Here is an 18,640-nt window from a genome sequence, read left to right as displayed (position 1 = left end):
TCTAACCATGATCAATAATTACTTTAAAATCGCTTTCAGGAATCTCTGGAAAAGCAAAGGATACGCTTCCATCAATATTGTTGGGTTAGCTGTGGCTTTTTGTATCAGTACATTTCTTTTCCTGACTGCTTATTTTCAACTTTCCTTCGACGATTTTCACAAGGATGGCGACCGGATTTTTCAGACCTATATTTTTGCCAATAAGCCTGAAAAAGAAGAAAGAGGCGGCTCTATGCCGATGCCGTTAACCCCCGCGCTGAAAGCAGAATATCCGGAAGTGGAGGCGGCGGCCCGTTTGATGAACGGAAGCAGTCTGGTTGAGTACAATGGGAAATATTTTGACAAACAGGTCATGTTTACGGATCCTGATTTTCTTAAAATATTTACGTTTCCTTTATTAAAAGGTAATTCAGAAGCTGCGCTTAACGAACTGAGCAATATCGTGATCAGTCAAAATATGGCGAAGGCTGTTTTCGGAAATGAAGATCCGATGGGGAAACAGATTCAGCTGGGTTCCGGCGGAGGGAAGCAGTATATTGTAAGCGGTGTTGTCCAAGATTTTCCGGGCAATTCGACAATCCAATATGACGCTTTTATTCGTATAGAAAATAATGAGGGTTACCAACGAGGCAAGGATCAGTGGGATGCAATGTCTCACCAGGTTTATTTGAAATTGAAACCCAATGCAGATCAGGTTTCTTTTGAAAAAAGATTGAAATCGTTCTCCGCCAAATACTTTGCAGATAATATCACGACACTAAAAAAACAAGGTGCAAAACCGGATGAACGCGGTGATATTTTTGCGATCCGACTTCAGAAGCTTAAAAATTTCCATTTTAACAAAGACATTTCCGGAGGAGCATCTTCTTCAATACTGATATATGCACTGATGGGTATAGCCAGTTTCATTTTACTTATTGCCTGCATCAATTTCATCAATTTAAGTGTTGCCCGTTCTTTCACAAGAGCCCGGGAAGTTGGTGTGCGTAAGTCACTCGGTGCGCTGAAAAAACAACTTTTTGTTCAAATCTGGGGTGAGACTTCGATGATTTGTTTTGTTGGTTTTATCGTCGGACTTTTACTTGCTTATTCACTCTTACCACAGTTTAATGCCACGTTCAGATCGAAGTTGACGTTGGAGTACGTTTTCCAGCCGGATACTATGGCATTGATCATCGGCCTCTTTTTACTCGTAACATTCATTGCCGGCGGCTATCCGGCCTGGCAGATGTCCAAGTTTAATGCAGTCGAAGTTTTGAAAGGAAAAATTACGCTTAAACGCCCTGGGATTCTTCGTAATTCTTTAATCGTAACACAGTTTACCTTATCAAGTCTTTTGATTTGCTGTACCATTATCGCTTTGCAACAAGTTGATTTCTTACGGAATCAACCCGTTGGCTTTGATAAGGAACAGGTTATCAGTATTCCCGTTGGTAATAAAGTTGATGGTCAGCAGGTTTTACGACGTATGCGAAACACACTGGATAGCGATCCGTCGATCCTTGAAATTTCCGGGAGCGCGGTTAATCTGGGTGTTGGAAAAGATCACAGCACATCCCGAAGTGTCATTGGGTTTACATTTAAAGACAAAGAGATATCATCCGACTGGGTTTCCGTCGACTATGGATTTGTAAAAACGTTGGGGATTAAATTACTTGATGGCCGAGAATTTGATCCGGCCTATCCGACAGATTCTCTGGACCGCGTGATCATTACCGAAACCATGGCCAAAATGATTGGTGAAAAAGATCCGGTAGGTAAGTATTTTCAGACTGATACCGCAGGTGTCAAATACCAGATTATCGGCCTTGTTCCAGATTTTCACATCTATTCTTTAAAAGCAGATCAAAAACCGATCACTTTGCATCTTTCTCATTCGGAGCCGATTAATTATATTTTTGTCCGAGTAAGTCCGCAAAGTCTGGTTGGGTCAATGGATAAGTTGCAGGCTGTTTGGAAAGAAGTTGCTCCGCAGGCGGATTTCATAGCTACATATATGGACGAAAATACCGACGCCTGGTATAAAGAAGAAGACAGACTCTCACAGGTCTTCAGCCTTGCGTCGGGTGTTGCTATACTATTGTCGTGTCTCGGATTGTTCGCCGTTGCGCTGATGGTAATTGAACAACGGACAAAGGAAATTGGTGTGCGTAAGGTTCTGGGTGCCAGTATCCGAAGTATCGTGTACACCTTGTCAGAAGATTTTGTCAAAATGGTGATTTTATCAATAATTATTGCCACTCCCTTAGCCTGGTTTCTCATGCAGAAATGGCTTGATAATTACACCTACCGGATCGAAATAAGCGGATGGATTTTCATTCTCGTTGGCTGTTTCGCTGTCCTTATTGCTTTGGCAACCGTGAGCTTTCAATCCATAAGAGCGGCGCTGATGAATCCGGTAAAATCTTTAAAATCAGAGTAATTCAGATATGCCAGATGTTTAAAAACTATATCAAAATCGCATTAAGGAATCTTTGGAAACGTAAAGATTATTCATTCATTAATATTGTCGGGCTCGCCATTGGTATGGCCGTATCAATGCTGATATTAATGTTTGTTGTCCACGAATATAGTTTTGACAAGTTTCACAAGAACGGGGACAGAATCTACCGGATTCTTGCCAAAATGAATATGGACGGTCGGCAAATGCAAACGATTAATTTCAATGCAAAACTGGCACCTTTGTTAAAAGAGGCTACTCCGCAGGTAGAAGATTTTGTCAGGGTAAGAACTGCATATAATAAGGTCACGATCAAAGATCCTGAAAAGCCGGCCAACCTGTTTTTTGAACAGAATTTTATTTTTGCGGATGACGCATTTTTTAAGGTTTTTTCCTTCCGTTTCAAATCGCAAAATGGAACCAGTTTTTTGACGAAACCTTATACGATGGTAATTTCCGAGCGGGCCGCTGTCAAATATTTTGGTGACATAAATCCGATTGGAAAAACTTTGCTTTATGAAGGTAAGCACCTGTTTGAGATCACCGGCGTAGCAGAAAATCCGCCGTCAAACTCCACGATAAATTTTGATTTCGTCGCTTCGATTAACACAATTCCTCAAATGGGTGAAAATCAAAGATCCATGTGGGAACAGGCAGGAGCTTTTAATACATTTCTTTTGCTGGACTCTGAAAAATCAGTTCCGCTTGTTGAAAAAAATATTGTCACCGCCGGAAATAAAACAGGAGCTTTTGACAAACAGTCGGTTTACTCTCTCGAAAAATTCTCGAAAATCCATCTCGAAAATGATTTTACAAATGCCGGAAATGTAAAGTTGATCAATATTTTTGCCGGTATCGCTGCTTTGATATTGTGTCTTGCCCTTTTCAATTATATGAACCTGACTACGGCTCGTTCGACACTCCGGGCGAAAGAAGTGGGTGTTAGGAAAGTAGCTGGTGCAGGGAAAAGCAGTTTGGTTAAGCAGTTTTATACCGAATCCATTCTTGTTTGTTGTCTCGCTTTTCTGCTTTCATTTGTTTTAACAGAATTGATGCGTCAGCCGTTTTATGATTTATTAAACCTGAAAATTGATGCATCGTTCCTCATCTCTCTTCCTTTTTTAGGAACACTGGCAGTCGTGCTTCTGCTTTGTGCGTTTATTTCCGGGAGCTATCCAGCATTAGTCTTGTCAGGTTTTGCGCCCACAGAGGTCTTAAAAGGAAGGTTTACAAGTCAGCAAAGAGGTAGCTCTCTTCGAAAATTCTTTATGGTTTTCCAATTTTCAGTTTCGATCGCACTGATCGTATGCAGCTTTATTGTTCAAAAGCAATTAAGCTTCATGCAAAATAAAAAACTGGGGTTTAACAAAGATCAGATTCTTGGGATTACAGTTAGCGGATCGATCGGTAAAAACTATTTTTCTTTAAAGAATGAAATTGAATCTTTGACAGGCGTTGAAGAAGTGGCTATTTCTAATACCGGCCTGTTCAAGGGATACAATATGTTTTTTGAGAAAAACGCTGACACGCAAAAAGACATTAGTGTTGTTTATTCAGAAGTTGACCCAAACTTTATCAAGACTTTTGGCCTGGCCTGGAAGACGAAACCGGAAGGTGTTTCATGGAAAAACGGAGAAGCGGTTTTGTTAAATGAGGTGGCAGTGAAAGAGCTTGGATTAAAAGGGAATCCAATCGGACAAAAAGTTTTTAACAGAAAAATTGCCGGTATTTTGAAAGATTTTCATTTCACAAATGTGCAGGAGGAAGTGAAAGCGACCGGGCTTTTTATAATAAGTGATACCACGAATTTGTTGGCCGCACCCCAATCGTCTGCTGTTCTTTTTGCCAAAATGGATGCGAAATCTAATGTCAGAGATAAAATCGAGTCTATCGAAAATATTTATAAAAAGTACGCCGCCGACAAACCTTTTGAATACTTTTTTCTGGATGACGCATTTAATGAAACATTCAAAACTGAGATAAGGATGTCCAGGATGTTTACGGTATTCACCTCATTCGCCATTTTTATCGCCTGCATGGGTTTGTTCGGATTGGTGACATTTACCGCGGAGACAAGAACAAAAGAGATCGGTATAAGGAAAGTTTTGGGGGCGAGCGTCGCCGGCGTGGTATCCCTAATTTCCAAAGACTTCTTCAAACTCGTCTTTATTTCGATCCTGATTGCTACGCCTGTCGCCTGGTATGCGATGGATAACTGGTTACAGGACTTTGCATACAGGATTGATATCGAATGGTGGATTTTTGCCGCAGCCGGAATTATAATCTTGCTGATAACTTTCCTGACTGTCAGTTTTCAATCTGTCAGGGCGGCACTTGTGAATCCTGTAAAATCACTTAAAGCAGACTAAAAACAATTTAAACATCCAATTATATGAGTCATATAGCTATACCGATCCCAACTATTCCAGGAAGACATGAGATCGAAATTGAGGTAACGGTTAATGGTTTAAAAGAGCAGCTTCATTATCGTGTAGAGCTGTTTTATTGGGACAATTGTTCTAATCCAGCCGGTCACCGTGCTGATTGCATAAGCGAAATGCTGGCTCACCAGGATCCTGACTGGGCTGTATACTACATCGGTGCTCCAAACGACGAATATGTTCCTATCACCTTTGTAAAAAAAGAAAGCAGGCGATTTTTGCAGCATAGCAGGGCAATGGCCTGAAGGGAATTGTAAGAAGGGTGTCATTTTTTGTCAGGAAGTGGTCAGGAGTTGCTTGTCGTAAGCAGACATTCCTGATCACTTTTTATTTGCAGATACTAGTTACAGCTTCTTATGCAAGCTGTAAAGTTTTGCCGTATCTCCAAATTTTTCTGGATGGCAGTGACTGCCCCAGGCAAAAAAATGAAAATCTCTGACAATAAATGTCTATTCCTGACTATAAAAGATCATTTCTGACAAGACCGGGAAATATCAAAGCTCAAAATTTCCTTTAATATTATTGCAACAATGATGCAAGTTCATATATTTGCATCATTGTTGCATTTTAAAAATTTTGGTATGAAAAGGAATTTATTCAAAACTCTATTAGCCGTTTTTATTATTTCCGCTTTCTCTTCCTGCGAAAAGGATGATGAAGAGGTTGTTGCGCCTGTTGAAGAGACAGAATACAAGTTTATCCGTATCCTTGTCAATGATGAGGTAACGAAAGAACTTTCATTGATTGATCCTGTAAAGCTTTCTGTCGAATCTTTCCAGGCACAATATCCAAAAGCGGCTTTGTACCCTACCCAGGCGGGGCGCTTTGGGGCTCTGGTAAGTACCTCCAATAATCTTGTTCAATTATTTGATACCGGTTTTGAAGGACATGGCGATCATGTAGATGTAAAAGGTACTCCGAAATTTGGAGCCTTGATTGGCGATGGGAACAAACCAACACACTTCAAAAGCAAGGGAGATGAAATAATCACGTTTAACGATGGTGACGGAACGTTAAGTATTGCCAAAGAGGCTGATTTTCATGTGAGTGGTGCTAAAATGAAAACGGTAAGTGCCGGAAACATTGCCCATCACGGTGCTATGACAAAATTTGACAATGGCTCTTATGCGATTACGGTAAAAGATGGTTCAGTGGCTGGCACTTTGCCGGAAAGAGTGAAAATTATCGACGGAACAGGTAAAACACTTTTTGAATCTACTGTTCAGACAAAAGGGATTCACGGAAATGCCAGTGATGGTAAAATCTCTCTTTTTGGCTCTTCGAGTGGAATTTTAGCAGTGGAACCAACAGGTAAACAGCATTTGATTGCCCATCCGTCAAGTTTCGGAACAGCCTGGTTCGGATCTATTTATGAAGCAAAAGGAGCTGGTAAATTCATCGGGTATTCTGCATCTGTTGGAGCTTATGTGATTGATCCTGCCACGGATAAGGTAACTCCTGTGATTGAAAGTACAGATATTATTCAGGTAAAGGTTGATTACGCAGGAAACAAATTGATTGCACTGTTACACAGCGGTGAAGTGAAGGTTTATGATCTGAAAACTAACACAGTTCTGAAAAGTGGGAACATTATCCCGGCAACGTCGAAAGATGAAACACAAAAACCTCAGATTGAGGCGACGTCAAAATATCTATATGTGACCCAGCCGAAAAGCGGCGAATTGCTTAAGATCGATATTGCTGATTTTTCAAAAATTAATAAAATTAAAGTTTCAGCTACGCCTTACCGTCTTACAATCTTGGGTATCGAGTCCAGTGAATCACACTGATTTGATACGGTTTTATAGTTTACTTTCCTGGTCGTCAGATTTGACAACCAGGAATTTTATTTTAAAACCACCATTTTTCATAATCCTTAACAGGTTTCCACCTGCTTTTTGGCTCAAAATGATTCCAGATTATCTCCGAAACTTTTCTGATCAGCTCATAACCTTCGTTGCTTCTTTCCCAGCGTTGGTCGAGCTGATTTTTGGTCGTTATGCAGAAAACATAATCGCCATGAGGCGCGTGGACCATAACCACCTCCGACTTTGCCTGATTGACCGCACCACTTTTCGCACTTGTTTTTACGTTCGACGGAATTTGGGACAGCGCTTCTCCATCCCAGAACTGCATCCCCAGATATCGGTACATTCTTTCACTAACGTCGGGACTGATCACTTTTCCTTCGCGGATCATGAGCATTAGTTTTGCCATTTCTTTTGGTGTTGTTTGCCCCCAGCCATATGTTGCCTGCGCCTGCTTACGGTTTGGCGTCCGTGAATTTACCCTCGTATTTTCAAATCCATTCGTTTCAAGCCATTGATTGATAGCTTCACCGCCGCCTGCAAGAGCCTGGAGCCATAAACTCCCGGTGTTGTCACTTTCTGAGATCATGAGATGGATGACTTTTGGCATCGGAATTTTGGTGCTGTCCTTAAAAGATCCCACAACACCATCGTCATATTTTAAAGAATCTCGGTAAGTGAGGACCTGATCGAATTTTAGACCTCCTTGTCTTATCTTTTCAAAAATTCCGACCATAATCGGGATCTTGACCATGCTGGCCGTAGGGAACACTGAATCCGAATTGACGGACGCTATGCGATTATTTTTAAGATGTTTTACATATATGCCAGCGTTTCCCCGGAATCCCTTCATTGCTTCTTCCAGTTTGCTGACAAGTTTTTGATCCATTTTTTCGGATTGAGCTCTGGCAGTTGGAGCAAATGCCTGTGCAGAGAAAAAAATAAATACTGAGATCTTGAAAAGATTTTTCATAAGATTTGATCAGGTTAATAAAATGCGCTATTGAGCAAAGTAACTATAAGTTAGTTAATTTCAACTACTAAGCTCCTGTTCTCAACTGTGGAAATCCTTATAGCTAACGGTTGTACGTAAAAAATTCCACACAGGATATTGGGAAATTTTTACCCATAATTAGCCACTATTTTCAGGGTACAATAATTTTTAGCTATGAAGTAGTTCGAATACGTTGCCTTACTATCCACAAAGATTGTTAACGATACCAGAAAAGATGACAAGGAAATTTACCTATACAGAAAAAGAATTGATTTCTTCTCTTAAAAGTAATAACAGAGATGCGTTTGAGTATTTGTATGATCATTATGCTCCTGCACTTTATGGTATCATCATGAAAATTGTGAAGGATGAAGAAAAGGCGGCGGATGTCATGCAGGATTCTTTTTTGAAGATATGGAAAAATATCGGTGCATATAATGTTGATAAGGGTACTTTATTTACATGGATTTTGAACGTTGCAAGAAATACGGCTATTGACAGGCTCCGTCTGGATGTTAAGCTTTCAAAAGCAGTTAACTGGGAACACGTTCAAGAAGCTGATCTTACCAACGGGGTTATTTTCAATCCGATACCCGCGACAATCGACATCCGCGCAATTGTTCAACGTCTATTGCCAGAGAAAAGTCTTTTGATTGATCTTGTTTATTTTCAGGGCTACACACATGAAGAGGTCTCGGCAAAGCTTAAACTTCCGTTGGGTACAGTTAAATCAAGAATTCGAAAAGCACTTAATGAATTAAGAGAAATTTTCGGCGTGAAAGAGGTGATTCTGGGCGCCGCATAGCTGATACTACCAGACTTCTTTTGTATATAATGGGATGAATTTGTAGAATTAGATTGATTCAAAATCCGGATTTTAAGGCATATTGGTTTAACCCAGTCTGCCTTTTTTTCATTTAAACCATCTTTTCTTGAACTCAGTAATCATTTTGATTTAGAATTTTTTCAAAATTGAAACAGTGAATGTTACTTTAATGTGAATTATTGTTATTATTTTTTATGAGCAGGTTGTCTGGTAGGGAGCTGGAGTTCGCGGGTAAGACTGACTGTAGTGTCGATATCAGGGATAAATTTCATTTTTTTATGTAGAAGCTAAATTTTTCGGTTAAATCATGATTAAAATCATAAAAAAATTATGACTAATATTTAGAGATGATGATTCTACAAATCATCTGATAAACGATATCCTCTATCCAGACACTTCTACAATCAAAAACATTCTCGCTTACAAGATATTACTCCATTAAGGAATATTTTCTCTAACGCTATTCTTGAACCAGTTAAATTATCTTATAGTTTAAATTGATTATTAGGGTTTGGTTAAGGAAGGCTTTTGCAAGGATTGAACAACGTCCGAAAAATCAGAAAACTCTTGGTATGCATTGATTCGCTTGCGTTATCGAGAACGCAAACGAACATACCCGAAATTGACTTTTGACGTATATAGTTTAGGGTCGTTAACTATCTTTATTTTAATCTTTATAACGCAATTGGCTGAAATAAGAATTTATTGAGGCTTTTTTCATTTTAGGCGAAATTGAAATTTGTATTATTTTAAGAGTTAAAAAGTTTTCAACGACGAAATAATATGCCAAGATTAATATTCTAGAAAGCAGATTTCGATTACATAAATAATCTTGGAACTTACAGAATAAATCGGATAACTTCGGCTATGGAATTATAACTTAGTTTGCTTGCTACTTCTTGGAAAAGTTATAATTTCTTATTGTCGCGTGTTTTTTTAACCGTGTAATCTTAAAAACTTCAACATTTAGATTTTCGATGCATTTATTACAAATACTACATAATTCTACATGTAGATCAACTTAATTTACTTTGTAGAACTATTTTAAATAATCTAGTAGAGCTAGTTTTTTAATGTTTGAAATAGAATTTTAATTATAAAATAGGGCTTGAATATTAAATAGAAATTATTTTACATTTGCATCTGTAAATATCTCATTTCCATTGGTCATCAGAGTTTTAGGAGATTCTTGCTAAAACGTTTATTATTCTGTTCTGACGTGATTGTAGAAAACAGTCAAGTTGAAATTTATTTCAATCTGGACTTGTATCGTCTCAATCAGTAATTAGAGATAATAGAACATTTCAATGTTAAGATATCCGAGTGTTTAATTCTAAATTTTAATTTTTCCCTATTTGTTTCAAACTATACAACTACATGAAAACTATTAAGCCGATTGCATTAATGTGCATAGTCATGCTATGTACATCCCTCTTTAACATGGTCACAGCCATGGCCCCCCTGACAACAAATGATTGCGGTTGCACGAACAACGTGTTAACAAATCCCAGCTTTGAAGATAACGACACTTTCAAGGGTTGGACAAAATCCGGTAGCTGGGATTCAAACACAACGTATGATGTTTGCGGATCAAAAGCTGTTGTTCTTAGAAATGCAGGTTCACTTTCTCAGGATGTACAGGTAATGCCTGGAACTGTTGCAAAATTCGCAGTATGGGGAGGTTATCATGCTAAATTCGGACAGACTTTTAATCTGATTTTCCTTGATATTAAAGGAACTGCACTTTTGACAAAATCGGTAGCAGTTGATTGGGACGTAGACAAGGCTCCCAGTAACGGGCCGATACTTAAAAAATATAATCTGGAAGGTACTGCACCTGAAGGAACTGTTACCGTTCGCGTTTCTGCAACATCGGGGGCGGGCGACTGGTTTAAAATAGATGGCGCATGTCTTCAGTTAACCGCACCGGTAGTAAATTGCAATTGTGATGACAACGTTCTGAAAAATGCTGGATTCGAAGATGATCTGACCTCCTGGCAGAAAACTTCTGCAGGTGTGAATACGGACTGGAAAGTTTGTGGCAACAAAGCAGGTGTTGTCAATGGTACTGGAAATCTATATCAGGATATCGCCGTAATACCCGGGACAAAAGTTGACTATTCGGTTTATGGTGGCTATCATAACCCGGCAGGTCAGGTATTCAAACTTTCATTTTACAAAACAGGAAGTAATACCCCGCTTTCAACAAAAAGCGTGGCTGTTGATTGGAATGTTGATGACCGTGCGCCAGGACAGCCTAAATTGAAACAATATTTTTTAAGTGCAGAAGCGCCTGCTAATACAAACTTTGTTCGGATTGAAGCTGCTTCATCAGGTGATTATCTGAAAGTTGATGCTGCTTGCGTACGATTAACCGTTCCTCCGGTTTCATGCTGTACAACGAATATGCTGAGCAACGGAAGTTTTGAGGATTTTACAACGGTTTCAAATAGAAAAGTGCCTACCAACTGGAAATATTCTGAGGGCGCAAACTTCTCATGGGATGGCGGATACCCTGTTTGTGGAAATCAAAACGGATTGTTAACCGGATCAGGCAGTTTTTATCAGGATGTTTTGATTACTGGCGGAAGTACTGCAACGCTTAGTGTCTGGGGAGGATATCACGCGAAAAGTGCACATACTTTCAAGCTTCAATTTGTGATGCCGGACGGAACGGTTAAAGAAGGTGTTTCGAAGTTACTGGATAAATCGGTAGACGATTTTCCAAGAACAAGTAACACAGGGATGACTCAATATACGCTGACAGCTGTTGCTCCGGCCGGTGCAAAATATGTAAGAGTGTTCGGTAGCGCAACAGGCGATTATTTCAAAGTTGATGCCGCTTGTTTAACAATTTCAGTTCCCGTTTGCGAAACTTGTAACGATAACAAATTACTTAACCCTAATTTCGAAACCGGAACAGCTGATTGGACGAAAGTTGTTGGCACTTTCGAAACGTCTGAGGACTATGTAGTTTGTGGAACAAAGTCTGGTAAGCTAGTCGGTAAGTCTACGATTGCACAGGAAAAGGCTGCTGATCCGGGATCTTCTGTAACGTTCTCTATTTATGCCGGAGTTAACGTGGTAAACGGACAAAAGCTTAGGTTGAGATTCTTGAATACTGACCGTGGAGAAATTTCAATTAAAGAAACGCTTGTAACAAAAATTTATAGCGCAGCAACCGTAGGTCTTGCAAAATATACAGTGAGTGAGAGAGCTCCGCAAAATACGAAATATGTATCGGTTGAGCTGGTATCAAATGGCGAAACCTTCATCTTTGATCTGGGTTGTTTATCAATCGTAGGAGGAACACCTCTACCGGTTACACTTACGGAATTTGGAGTTAAAAAAGAGGGAAATTCTGCGTCATTGGTTTGGAAAACTACCATGGAGACTAACTCAAAAGAATTTGAAGTACAGCATAGTCTGAACGGCAAGCAGTGGGAGATTTTGGGTGTTGTAGCTGCCGAGGGCGAAAGTAGTGTCATAAAGACTTACAGCTATACACATACTACTCCATCCAACGGAAGCAACCTTTATCGTCTGAGAATGATTGATAATGACTTGACTTTTGCTTACAGCCGTATTGTAACTGAAAGTTTTGTAACGGAAGAATCGGCAGTGTTATATCCGAATCCAAGTTCGAACTTCATGAAACTGAAATCGGGCGTTGAGAAAATCGCAAGCATCCAGATTTACGATGTAAGAGGAATTAAAGTAAGAGATTTCACCCCGGGCAGCAATGATATCGACATCAGCAGCCTGGATCAGGGAACCTATATCGTAACCTTTAAGCAATTAAGTGGCTTGGTTACCAAGCAAAGAATTCAGGTTGTAAGATAATTGAATAGCGTTATTAGTTTAAATTCCTTCATCTGTTCTGTACAGGTGAAGGATTTTTTTGTTTAAAACCATTTTTTGAGTGACCCTTAAATGAGCCGGATGTAATTTCCAATGTTAAGTTTTTCATAACATTATCAGATTGTTACCTTTTTGGAAATTATTCAGTTTAGTTTTACGTTGCTAACTTCCTGTACAGAATGTAATTAGTGTGAGTTTTGAAAGATTTTAATTTTGACAATTTTGATATCCTGCGTGGCCAGTCTGTTGTTTCTGATATAAAGAGGGATACAATTTCCGCCAGTGACTTTGGAACGGATTTCAGGTGGGGAACAGCGACTGCTGCATTTCAAATTGAAGGCGGTGTCGCAGAAGATGGGCGCGGTCCGTCGATATGGGATACATTTACCAAACAAAAAGGTAAAATCAAAAACGGAGACCATGCCGAAATTGCCTGCGATTTTTACAACCGGTATGAGAGCGATCTTGAGCTGGTGAAGGAGCTTGGATTTAAAGAATTCCGTTTTTCCCTTTCCTGGTCGCGAATTATTCCCGAAGGAACGGGCGGTGTCAACCAAATGGGAATTGATTTTTATAACCGGATTATAGATAAGTGTCTTGATCTGAAAATTGAGCCATGGATCACTTTATACCATTGGGATCTGCCTCAGGCACTGGAAGACCGGGGCGGTTGGAAAAGTCGTGAGATCATCAGCTGGTTTTCTGAATATGTAACACTTTGCGCCGCCGAGTTTGGCGACCGGGTCAAAAACTGGATCGTACTGAACGAGCCGACAGCTGTTGCCGGACTTGGATACACAACGGGAATGCACGCGCCAGGGAAAAAAGGCGTATTCAATTTCCTTCCTGTGGTACATCACCTGGCCTTGTGCAATGCGGAAGGAGGGAGGATTATCCGGGATCACGTGCAGAATGCATACATAGGTACCGCCCTTTCCTGTTCCCACGTAAAGCCATATTCAGATAAACCGAAGGATATCAGAGCAGCTCAGAGAGCAGACGCGATTATGAATCGTTTGTTTCTGGAGCCATCCCTGGGATTAGGATATCCGACAGACGTTTTTCCGTTTTTAAACGGGATCAAAAAATTCATGAGACCAGGCGATAAAGATAAACTGGCTTTTGATTTTGACTTTATTGGTCTGCAAAATTATTTCAGGATCATTGTAAAACACTCCTATTTTGCTCCTGTTTTATGGCTTGAAGAAATTCCTGCAAAAAAAAGAAATGTTCCTTTGACAGCCATGGGTTGGGAAGTTGCGCCGGATGGTATGTATGATATTCTTAAACAATTCAGTGAATATGCTGGCGTCAAAGAAATTATTATCTCTGAAAACGGAGCTGCATTTGAAGATTTACCGGAAGACGGAAAAGTGAAAGATCTCAGGCGGGTTGAGTTTTTTCAGGATTATCTGAAAAGTATTTTAAAAGCCAAAAAAGAAGGCGTGAAAGTAGGAGGGTATCTCGCATGGTCTCTGCTGGATAATTTTGAATGGGCAGAAGGTTATCATCCCAGATTCGGATTGGTTTATGTCAATTATGAAACGCAGGAACGAATAGTCAAAGATTCTGGAAAGTGGTTTGCGTCATTTCTTAAAAACTAGATTTTGCCGAATATTTGAAAATTAAAAGGTTGGTTTCCAACCTTTTTTTGTTTGAATGGGTCTTGTCTGAAAAATTAACTTTCCATTTATGAAAAAGATATTCATTTGCTTTTTCTTTCTGGCTTTTGGAAGTTGTAATGAAAAAGATGAAATACCCGGAGCTGATTGCGTCGGAGAAAAAACAAATGTTGTCTGTTATCATATTTACATGCCTGTCTGTGGTTGTAATGGCCAGACGTATGGAAATGCATGTGAAGCTGGTGCTGACGGCGTTAAACGATATACTGACGGTGCCTGCAAATAGAATAAACCTTAAGCTTTGAAGATTATGAAAATCGGTATCATTTTATTTGGACTATTTGCCTGGATTAGCTGCAACGATGAAAAGGTTGTTCAGAAAGAGGTAGAAATTATCGAAAGTGATGGTCAATGGATTAATATGCTTGCGACAGACGGCTGTGCATGGCATTTTGAAGTTCCATCAGGAGATTCAACACTTTATTATTTGCCAAATGAAAACGGACTAAAAGAGGTTGAAAAGGTATTGGGCAAGATAGAAAGCAGTTACTCATTTACAAAAGTTCATATTCGTTATAGCCTGACAGGAAGGAAGCGGGAAGTGCAATGCGGCTGGGGCGCAACTAATTTATACAATGAGATAGAAGTATATGAAATTAGGAAAAATTAAAAGTAAGGGTTATAGATAGTGCAAAAAAAAGTGTCCAATGTTGGGCACTTTTTTGTTTTTTAATAAAAATTAAATTATTGATAATGTGCATGTTGTAAATTTTGGATAAATATTTGGTTTTAGCAGGATAACGTTAGTGCAGGAAAAACACAAAAAAGAAATCATACGCACGCAACCTCCTTTTATAAATAAACATCCTGTATCAAACGAAACTTATTAGATCATGAAAAAGACACAATTACTACCCCTTTTATTTGCAGTGTTTATCGCCTTCACATCACGCGCGCAGAATTCAGATGAAAAACCATATGTCACCAAAAAATTCACGGCTGCCGTATCAAACCTGGTGGTGGAAACGTCGGGGGGCTCTATTGAAGTGGCTGGAAATCAGGCTAGCGGTGTAAAAGTCGAAATGTATGTGCGTCCAAATAACTGGAATGGGAAAGTCAATCTCAGCAAAGAAGAAATCGAAGACAAACTGGAAGATTTCGATATTTTTATCGGTACCGAGGGCAGCAGCGTAAAAGCAACGGCACAACGTAAAAACAAAGCGGGCTGGGACAAAAACAGCGTTTCGATTTCTTTCAAAGTATATACGCCGCGCAGCATCGCAACGAATCTGCGGACAAGCGGCGGAAGCATCCGGATCTCATCACTTACAGGTGACCAGAATTTCAGAACAAGCGGTGGAAGCTTAAAAGTTTCGGATCTAATTGGTGTGATCAACGGACAAACATCCGGCGGAAGTATTGATGTGGAAAAATGCAAGCAGGACATTACATTACATACATCAGGCGGAAGTATCAAGGCCAGTGAATTAAACGGAAAAATAAACCTTCAGACTTCTGGTGGCAGCCTTTCGTTGAATGGCCTGGATGGTGATATCGTTGCGCATACAAGCGGCGGAAGTATAAAAGGAGATGGAATCAAAGGCGCTCTCGATGCAGGAACTTCGGGAGGTTCTGTTCGGCTTGCAAGTGTTTCGGGAAGTGTGAAAGCGCATACCAGCGGCGGAAGCATGGAGGTTGAAATTACGCAGGTAGGAAAGTTTGTAGATTTATCAACTTCTGCGGGAAGCCTTCGTGTTAATATGCCTATGGATAAAGGAATGGACCTGAATCTTAAAGGAAATAAAGTAACTGTCAGCCTTAAAAACTTCGATGGCCAGGTGGAAAAGGATCGTGTACAGGGAAAAATGAATGGTGGTGGAATCCCGGTAAACTTACATGCAAGCGGCGGTTCAGTAAGCATTAACCAATAAATAATCATCGTAATCCTCTTATTCAGCAAGGCGTTCGTCCTTGAACAAAAGTGTTCGTTATCGGACACTTTTGTTGCTTTATAGCTATTTAATTATTTGATTATCAGTACAATAATTTTTTGGCATAAAATTTACTCCACCTACCTCAGATAAGCAGCCTGAAGGATTCATCTGTCGGAATTCTTTTACTTCTAAAAATTTCTTAGCCATGTTAAAAAATTACTTCACGGTCGCCTGGCGGAACCTTATGCGAAACAGCCTTTATGCATCTTTGAATGTAGCGGGTTTATCGATAGGGCTTGCCTGCGCACTGATCGTTTTTTGGTTTATCCGTTTCCAGACGTCATTCGACCAGTCACACAAAAATATTGACCACATTTATCAAATTACAACCGGATTTCACTCGGACGGAACCGGCTACTCGCGTGGTGTTCCGGCGCCTATGTGGAAAGCAACACAAGCTGAATTTCCTCAGTATAAATCAAGTATGGTCTTCGAGAAATATAATGCATTTCTGGCGGCACTTGACAACAGCGGAAAAGTAGTCAAAAAATTCAAAGAAGAGGGGCCGACACTGGCATTTGTTCAGCCTGAATATTTCTCGATTTTTGATTCCCATTGGCAGATTGGTGACCCCAGACATGCGCTTTCCAAACCCAACACTATTGTGCTGAGTGAGAAAATGGCGCAAAAATATTTTGGAAAAGAAAATCCGATCGGGAAAAGTATTCGTCTGGAAAATGAGCTTAACCTGGAAGTGACTGGTATTGTAGATAATGCTCCTGAAAATACTGATTTACCCTATGCGTTTTTTGTCTCGTTTCAAACGCTGGCAGCCAATCCAAAATTTGACTATGGAGGAAGCGGGCTGGATAACTGGTCCGGGGTAAATTCAAACACCTATTGCTTCCTTTTATTACCTGAAAACGCGGATATAAAAAGCGTTCAGAAACAAATGCTGGCGCTGAACAAGAAATACCACGGTAATGACTATAAGTTTTACTCGCATCCGCTGACTGCGTATTCAGAAATGCACCATTCGGAAACTTACGACGGTGCTATGCCGATGAAATGGATCTGGATTATGAGTGTGATCGGCGCTTTCCTGATTGTGACGGCTTGTTTTAATTTTATAAATATGGCAACGGCACAGGCATTAAGACGGTCTAAAGAAATTGGCGTTCGGAAAGCAGTAGGGGGTACGAAAAGCCAGGTTTTTATCCAGTTCATGACTGAGACTGCACTAATCACATTTGCCGCGCTGGTAATCGGTTTTTTACTTGCACTTCTTGTCGTGCCTAATATCAATAACTGGCTGGATCAGCCGGGAACCTGGCCTGTAAACATTCATTGGGGAGATTCATTATTATGGACTTTCATGGCGGCACTTTTTGTAGTCGTCGTTCTTTTAGCCGGCTCGTATCCGGGAGGAATTCTCGCTGGTTTCAGGCCGGTACTTGCTTTAAAAGGGAGCGTCTCAACACGACAGATCGGCGGGATTTCTTTGCGTCGCGGACTGATTATTTTTCAATTTGTTCTCATCCAGCTTTTGGTTATCTGTACGCTTGTTGTAAATAATCAGGTTGATTTTATGCTTTCAAAATCAGTTGGTTACGAGACAAAAGGTGTCGCGGAAGTTCAGATTCCCACACCCGCGAAAATAAATCAAAGCACATTCCGTCAGAGATTGTTAGAGATTCCAGGAATTTCTGATGCCTCTTTTTGCCTTTTTCTGCCGACAACAAATTCAAATAATAACAGCAATGTCCGGTTTGATACCCGCCAGAAAGACGAATTATGGAGCATGAATACGAAAAACGCGGATGATAATTATGTAGAAACGTTTGGTCTGCAATATGTTGCAGGGAAAAATATTCCTAAAAGCGATACAATCCGCGGATTTCTGATCAATGAAAAAGCTGTTGAGCGGTTGGGTTTAAAGGATCCAAACCAGGCAATTGGCAAGAATCTTAAAATCTGGGGCGTTACCGCACCGATATACGGAGTGCTGAAAAACTGGAACAATACATCTTTCAAGAGCGATATTAATCCGATTGCGATTTTCAGTTACAAGGACTACAATTACAGATGCGCTATCAAATTAAATACTGCAAATCTCAACAAAACCATGAAAAGCGTAGAGAAATTATGGAACGAATACTTCCCGGATTATCTCTATGAACAATCTTTTCTGGATGAAAGTATAGCCAAAAGTTATGCATTGGAAAACATGATGCTGAAACTCATCAGGATTTTTTCTTTCATCGCAATCTTCATCGGCTGTCTGGGATTGTATGGTCTGGTGAAATTCATGGCTTCACAAAAAACGAAGGAAATTGGCGTTCGCAAAGTTTTGGGAGCAAGCATTATCAATATTATCGGCCTGTTTGGTAAAGAAATTTCCTTACTGATCGGGGTAGCGTTTGTCATCGCCGCGCCACTAGGCTGGTATGTGATGCAGGGATGGCTCGAAGATTACGAGTATAGAATTCCGATAGATGCGAAAATTATGATCCTTGCCGTCACGATCACGTTCATCGTGGCCGCAATCACAGCTGGTTATGAATCGATAAAAGCAGCGCTTGTAAATCCGGTAAAATCCCTGAAATCAGAATAGAGCCCCGTCTGACGGTTTTTTTCCGCCGGACTGCTAATACGAGTATTTCGAAAACCTGAATGATCGGAAAAAATTTCATCCGCAAAATTTACTTAGCCAG

12 protein-coding genes are annotated in these 18,640 nt (G+C 40.1%); 11 read left to right on the top strand and 1 reads right to left on the bottom strand.

Annotation, left to right across the window (positions count from 1 at the left end; translation table 11 throughout):
• Window positions 1-7 precede the first annotated feature (7 nt).
• The 4 genes from BMY70_RS11640 (at window position 8) to BMY70_RS11625 (ending at window position 6,671) form a co-directional block, all read left to right on the top strand.
• Window positions 8-2,422: an ABC transporter permease gene (locus BMY70_RS11640; protein WP_090335332.1), complete on the top strand. Its 2,415-nt coding sequence runs from the start codon at window positions 8-10 to the stop codon at window positions 2,420-2,422.
• A 14-nt stretch (window positions 2,423-2,436) separates the two neighbouring features.
• The gene (locus BMY70_RS11635; RefSeq protein ID WP_177197005.1) at window positions 2,437-4,809 is read left to right on the top strand and encodes an ABC transporter permease; all 2,373 of its coding nucleotides are present in this window, start codon (window positions 2,437-2,439) and stop codon (window positions 4,807-4,809) included.
• A gap of 23 nt (window positions 4,810-4,832) precedes the next feature.
• On the top strand, window positions 4,833-5,126 hold the full coding sequence (locus BMY70_RS11630; RefSeq protein ID WP_090335330.1) for a hypothetical protein: 294 nt from the start codon (window positions 4,833-4,835) through the stop codon (window positions 5,124-5,126).
• 336 nt (window positions 5,127-5,462) lie between these two features.
• Window positions 5,463-6,671: a YncE family protein gene (locus tag BMY70_RS11625; protein WP_090335512.1), complete on the top strand. Its 1,209-nt coding sequence runs from the start codon at window positions 5,463-5,465 to the stop codon at window positions 6,669-6,671.
• 61 nt (window positions 6,672-6,732) lie between these two features.
• On the opposite strand, the gene BMY70_RS11620 is transcribed toward BMY70_RS11625, so the two are convergent.
• Complete coding sequence (locus BMY70_RS11620) at window positions 6,733-7,662, bottom strand: serine hydrolase (protein WP_090335329.1); 930 nt, start codon at window positions 7,660-7,662, stop codon at window positions 6,733-6,735.
• A gap of 256 nt (window positions 7,663-7,918) precedes the next feature.
• Here BMY70_RS11620 and BMY70_RS11615 point away from each other — a divergent pair, with 256 nt between their 5' ends.
• The 7 genes from BMY70_RS11615 to BMY70_RS11585 all read left to right on the top strand — a co-directional run bounded on the left by BMY70_RS11615 (window position 7,919) and on the right by BMY70_RS11585 (window position 18,540).
• Entirely contained in the window at window positions 7,919-8,488 is a 570-nt protein-coding gene (locus tag BMY70_RS11615) for an RNA polymerase sigma factor (protein ID WP_090335328.1), read from the top strand.
• A gap of 1,398 nt (window positions 8,489-9,886) precedes the next feature.
• Window positions 9,887-12,352 carry a T9SS type A sorting domain-containing protein gene (locus tag BMY70_RS11610; RefSeq protein WP_090335327.1) on the top strand — a complete coding sequence of 822 codons (2,466 nt, stop codon included), beginning with the start codon at window positions 9,887-9,889 and terminating at the stop codon, window positions 12,350-12,352.
• A gap of 215 nt (window positions 12,353-12,567) precedes the next feature.
• Complete coding sequence (locus BMY70_RS11605; protein ID WP_310590637.1) at window positions 12,568-13,974, top strand: GH1 family beta-glucosidase; 1,407 nt, start codon at window positions 12,568-12,570, stop codon at window positions 13,972-13,974.
• An 88-nt stretch (window positions 13,975-14,062) separates the two neighbouring features.
• Window positions 14,063-14,278, top strand: coding sequence for a hypothetical protein (locus BMY70_RS11600; RefSeq protein ID WP_090335326.1), 216 nt, complete (start codon window positions 14,063-14,065; stop codon window positions 14,276-14,278).
• 24 nt (window positions 14,279-14,302) lie between these two features.
• Complete coding sequence (locus tag BMY70_RS11595) at window positions 14,303-14,662, top strand: hypothetical protein (RefSeq protein WP_090335325.1); 360 nt, start codon at window positions 14,303-14,305, stop codon at window positions 14,660-14,662.
• A gap of 223 nt (window positions 14,663-14,885) precedes the next feature.
• Window positions 14,886-15,923, top strand: coding sequence for a DUF4097 family beta strand repeat-containing protein (locus BMY70_RS11590; RefSeq protein ID WP_090335324.1), 1,038 nt, complete (start codon window positions 14,886-14,888; stop codon window positions 15,921-15,923).
• 208 nt (window positions 15,924-16,131) lie between these two features.
• Window positions 16,132-18,540 carry an ABC transporter permease gene (locus tag BMY70_RS11585; protein ID WP_090335323.1) on the top strand — a complete coding sequence of 803 codons (2,409 nt, stop codon included), beginning with the start codon at window positions 16,132-16,134 and terminating at the stop codon, window positions 18,538-18,540.
• Window positions 18,541-18,640: the final 100 nt, after the last annotated feature.

This window comes from Dyadobacter koreensis (assembly GCF_900108855.1).
GTDB classification, from domain to species: Bacteria; Bacteroidota; Bacteroidia; order Cytophagales; family Spirosomataceae; genus Dyadobacter; species Dyadobacter koreensis.
The sequence above is the reverse complement of the archived record's forward strand: the minus strand, read 5'-3'. Positions and strand labels throughout refer to the sequence as shown.

Coding starts and splice junctions, on each gene's coding strand:
- BMY70_RS11630 (WP_090335330.1), top strand. CDS start 4,833: ATGAGTCATATAGCTATACCGATCCCAACTATTCCAGGAAGACATGAG.
- BMY70_RS11595 (WP_090335325.1), top strand. CDS start 14,303: ATGAAAATCGGTATCATTTTATTTGGACTATTTGCCTGGATTAGCTGC.
- BMY70_RS11585 (WP_090335323.1), top strand. CDS start 16,132: ATGTTAAAAAATTACTTCACGGTCGCCTGGCGGAACCTTATGCGAAAC.
- BMY70_RS11615 (WP_090335328.1), top strand. CDS start 7,919: ATGACAAGGAAATTTACCTATACAGAAAAAGAATTGATTTCTTCTCTT.
- BMY70_RS11640 (WP_090335332.1), top strand. CDS start 8: ATGATCAATAATTACTTTAAAATCGCTTTCAGGAATCTCTGGAAAAGC.
- BMY70_RS11610 (WP_090335327.1), top strand. CDS start 9,887: ATGAAAACTATTAAGCCGATTGCATTAATGTGCATAGTCATGCTATGT.
- BMY70_RS11625 (WP_090335512.1), top strand. CDS start 5,463: ATGAAAAGGAATTTATTCAAAACTCTATTAGCCGTTTTTATTATTTCC.
- BMY70_RS11600 (WP_090335326.1), top strand. CDS start 14,063: ATGAAAAAGATATTCATTTGCTTTTTCTTTCTGGCTTTTGGAAGTTGT.
- BMY70_RS11635 (WP_177197005.1), top strand. CDS start 2,437: ATGTTTAAAAACTATATCAAAATCGCATTAAGGAATCTTTGGAAACGT.
- BMY70_RS11590 (WP_090335324.1), top strand. CDS start 14,886: ATGAAAAAGACACAATTACTACCCCTTTTATTTGCAGTGTTTATCGCC.
- BMY70_RS11620 (WP_090335329.1), bottom strand. CDS start 7,662: ATGAAAAATCTTTTCAAGATCTCAGTATTTATTTTTTTCTCTGCACAG.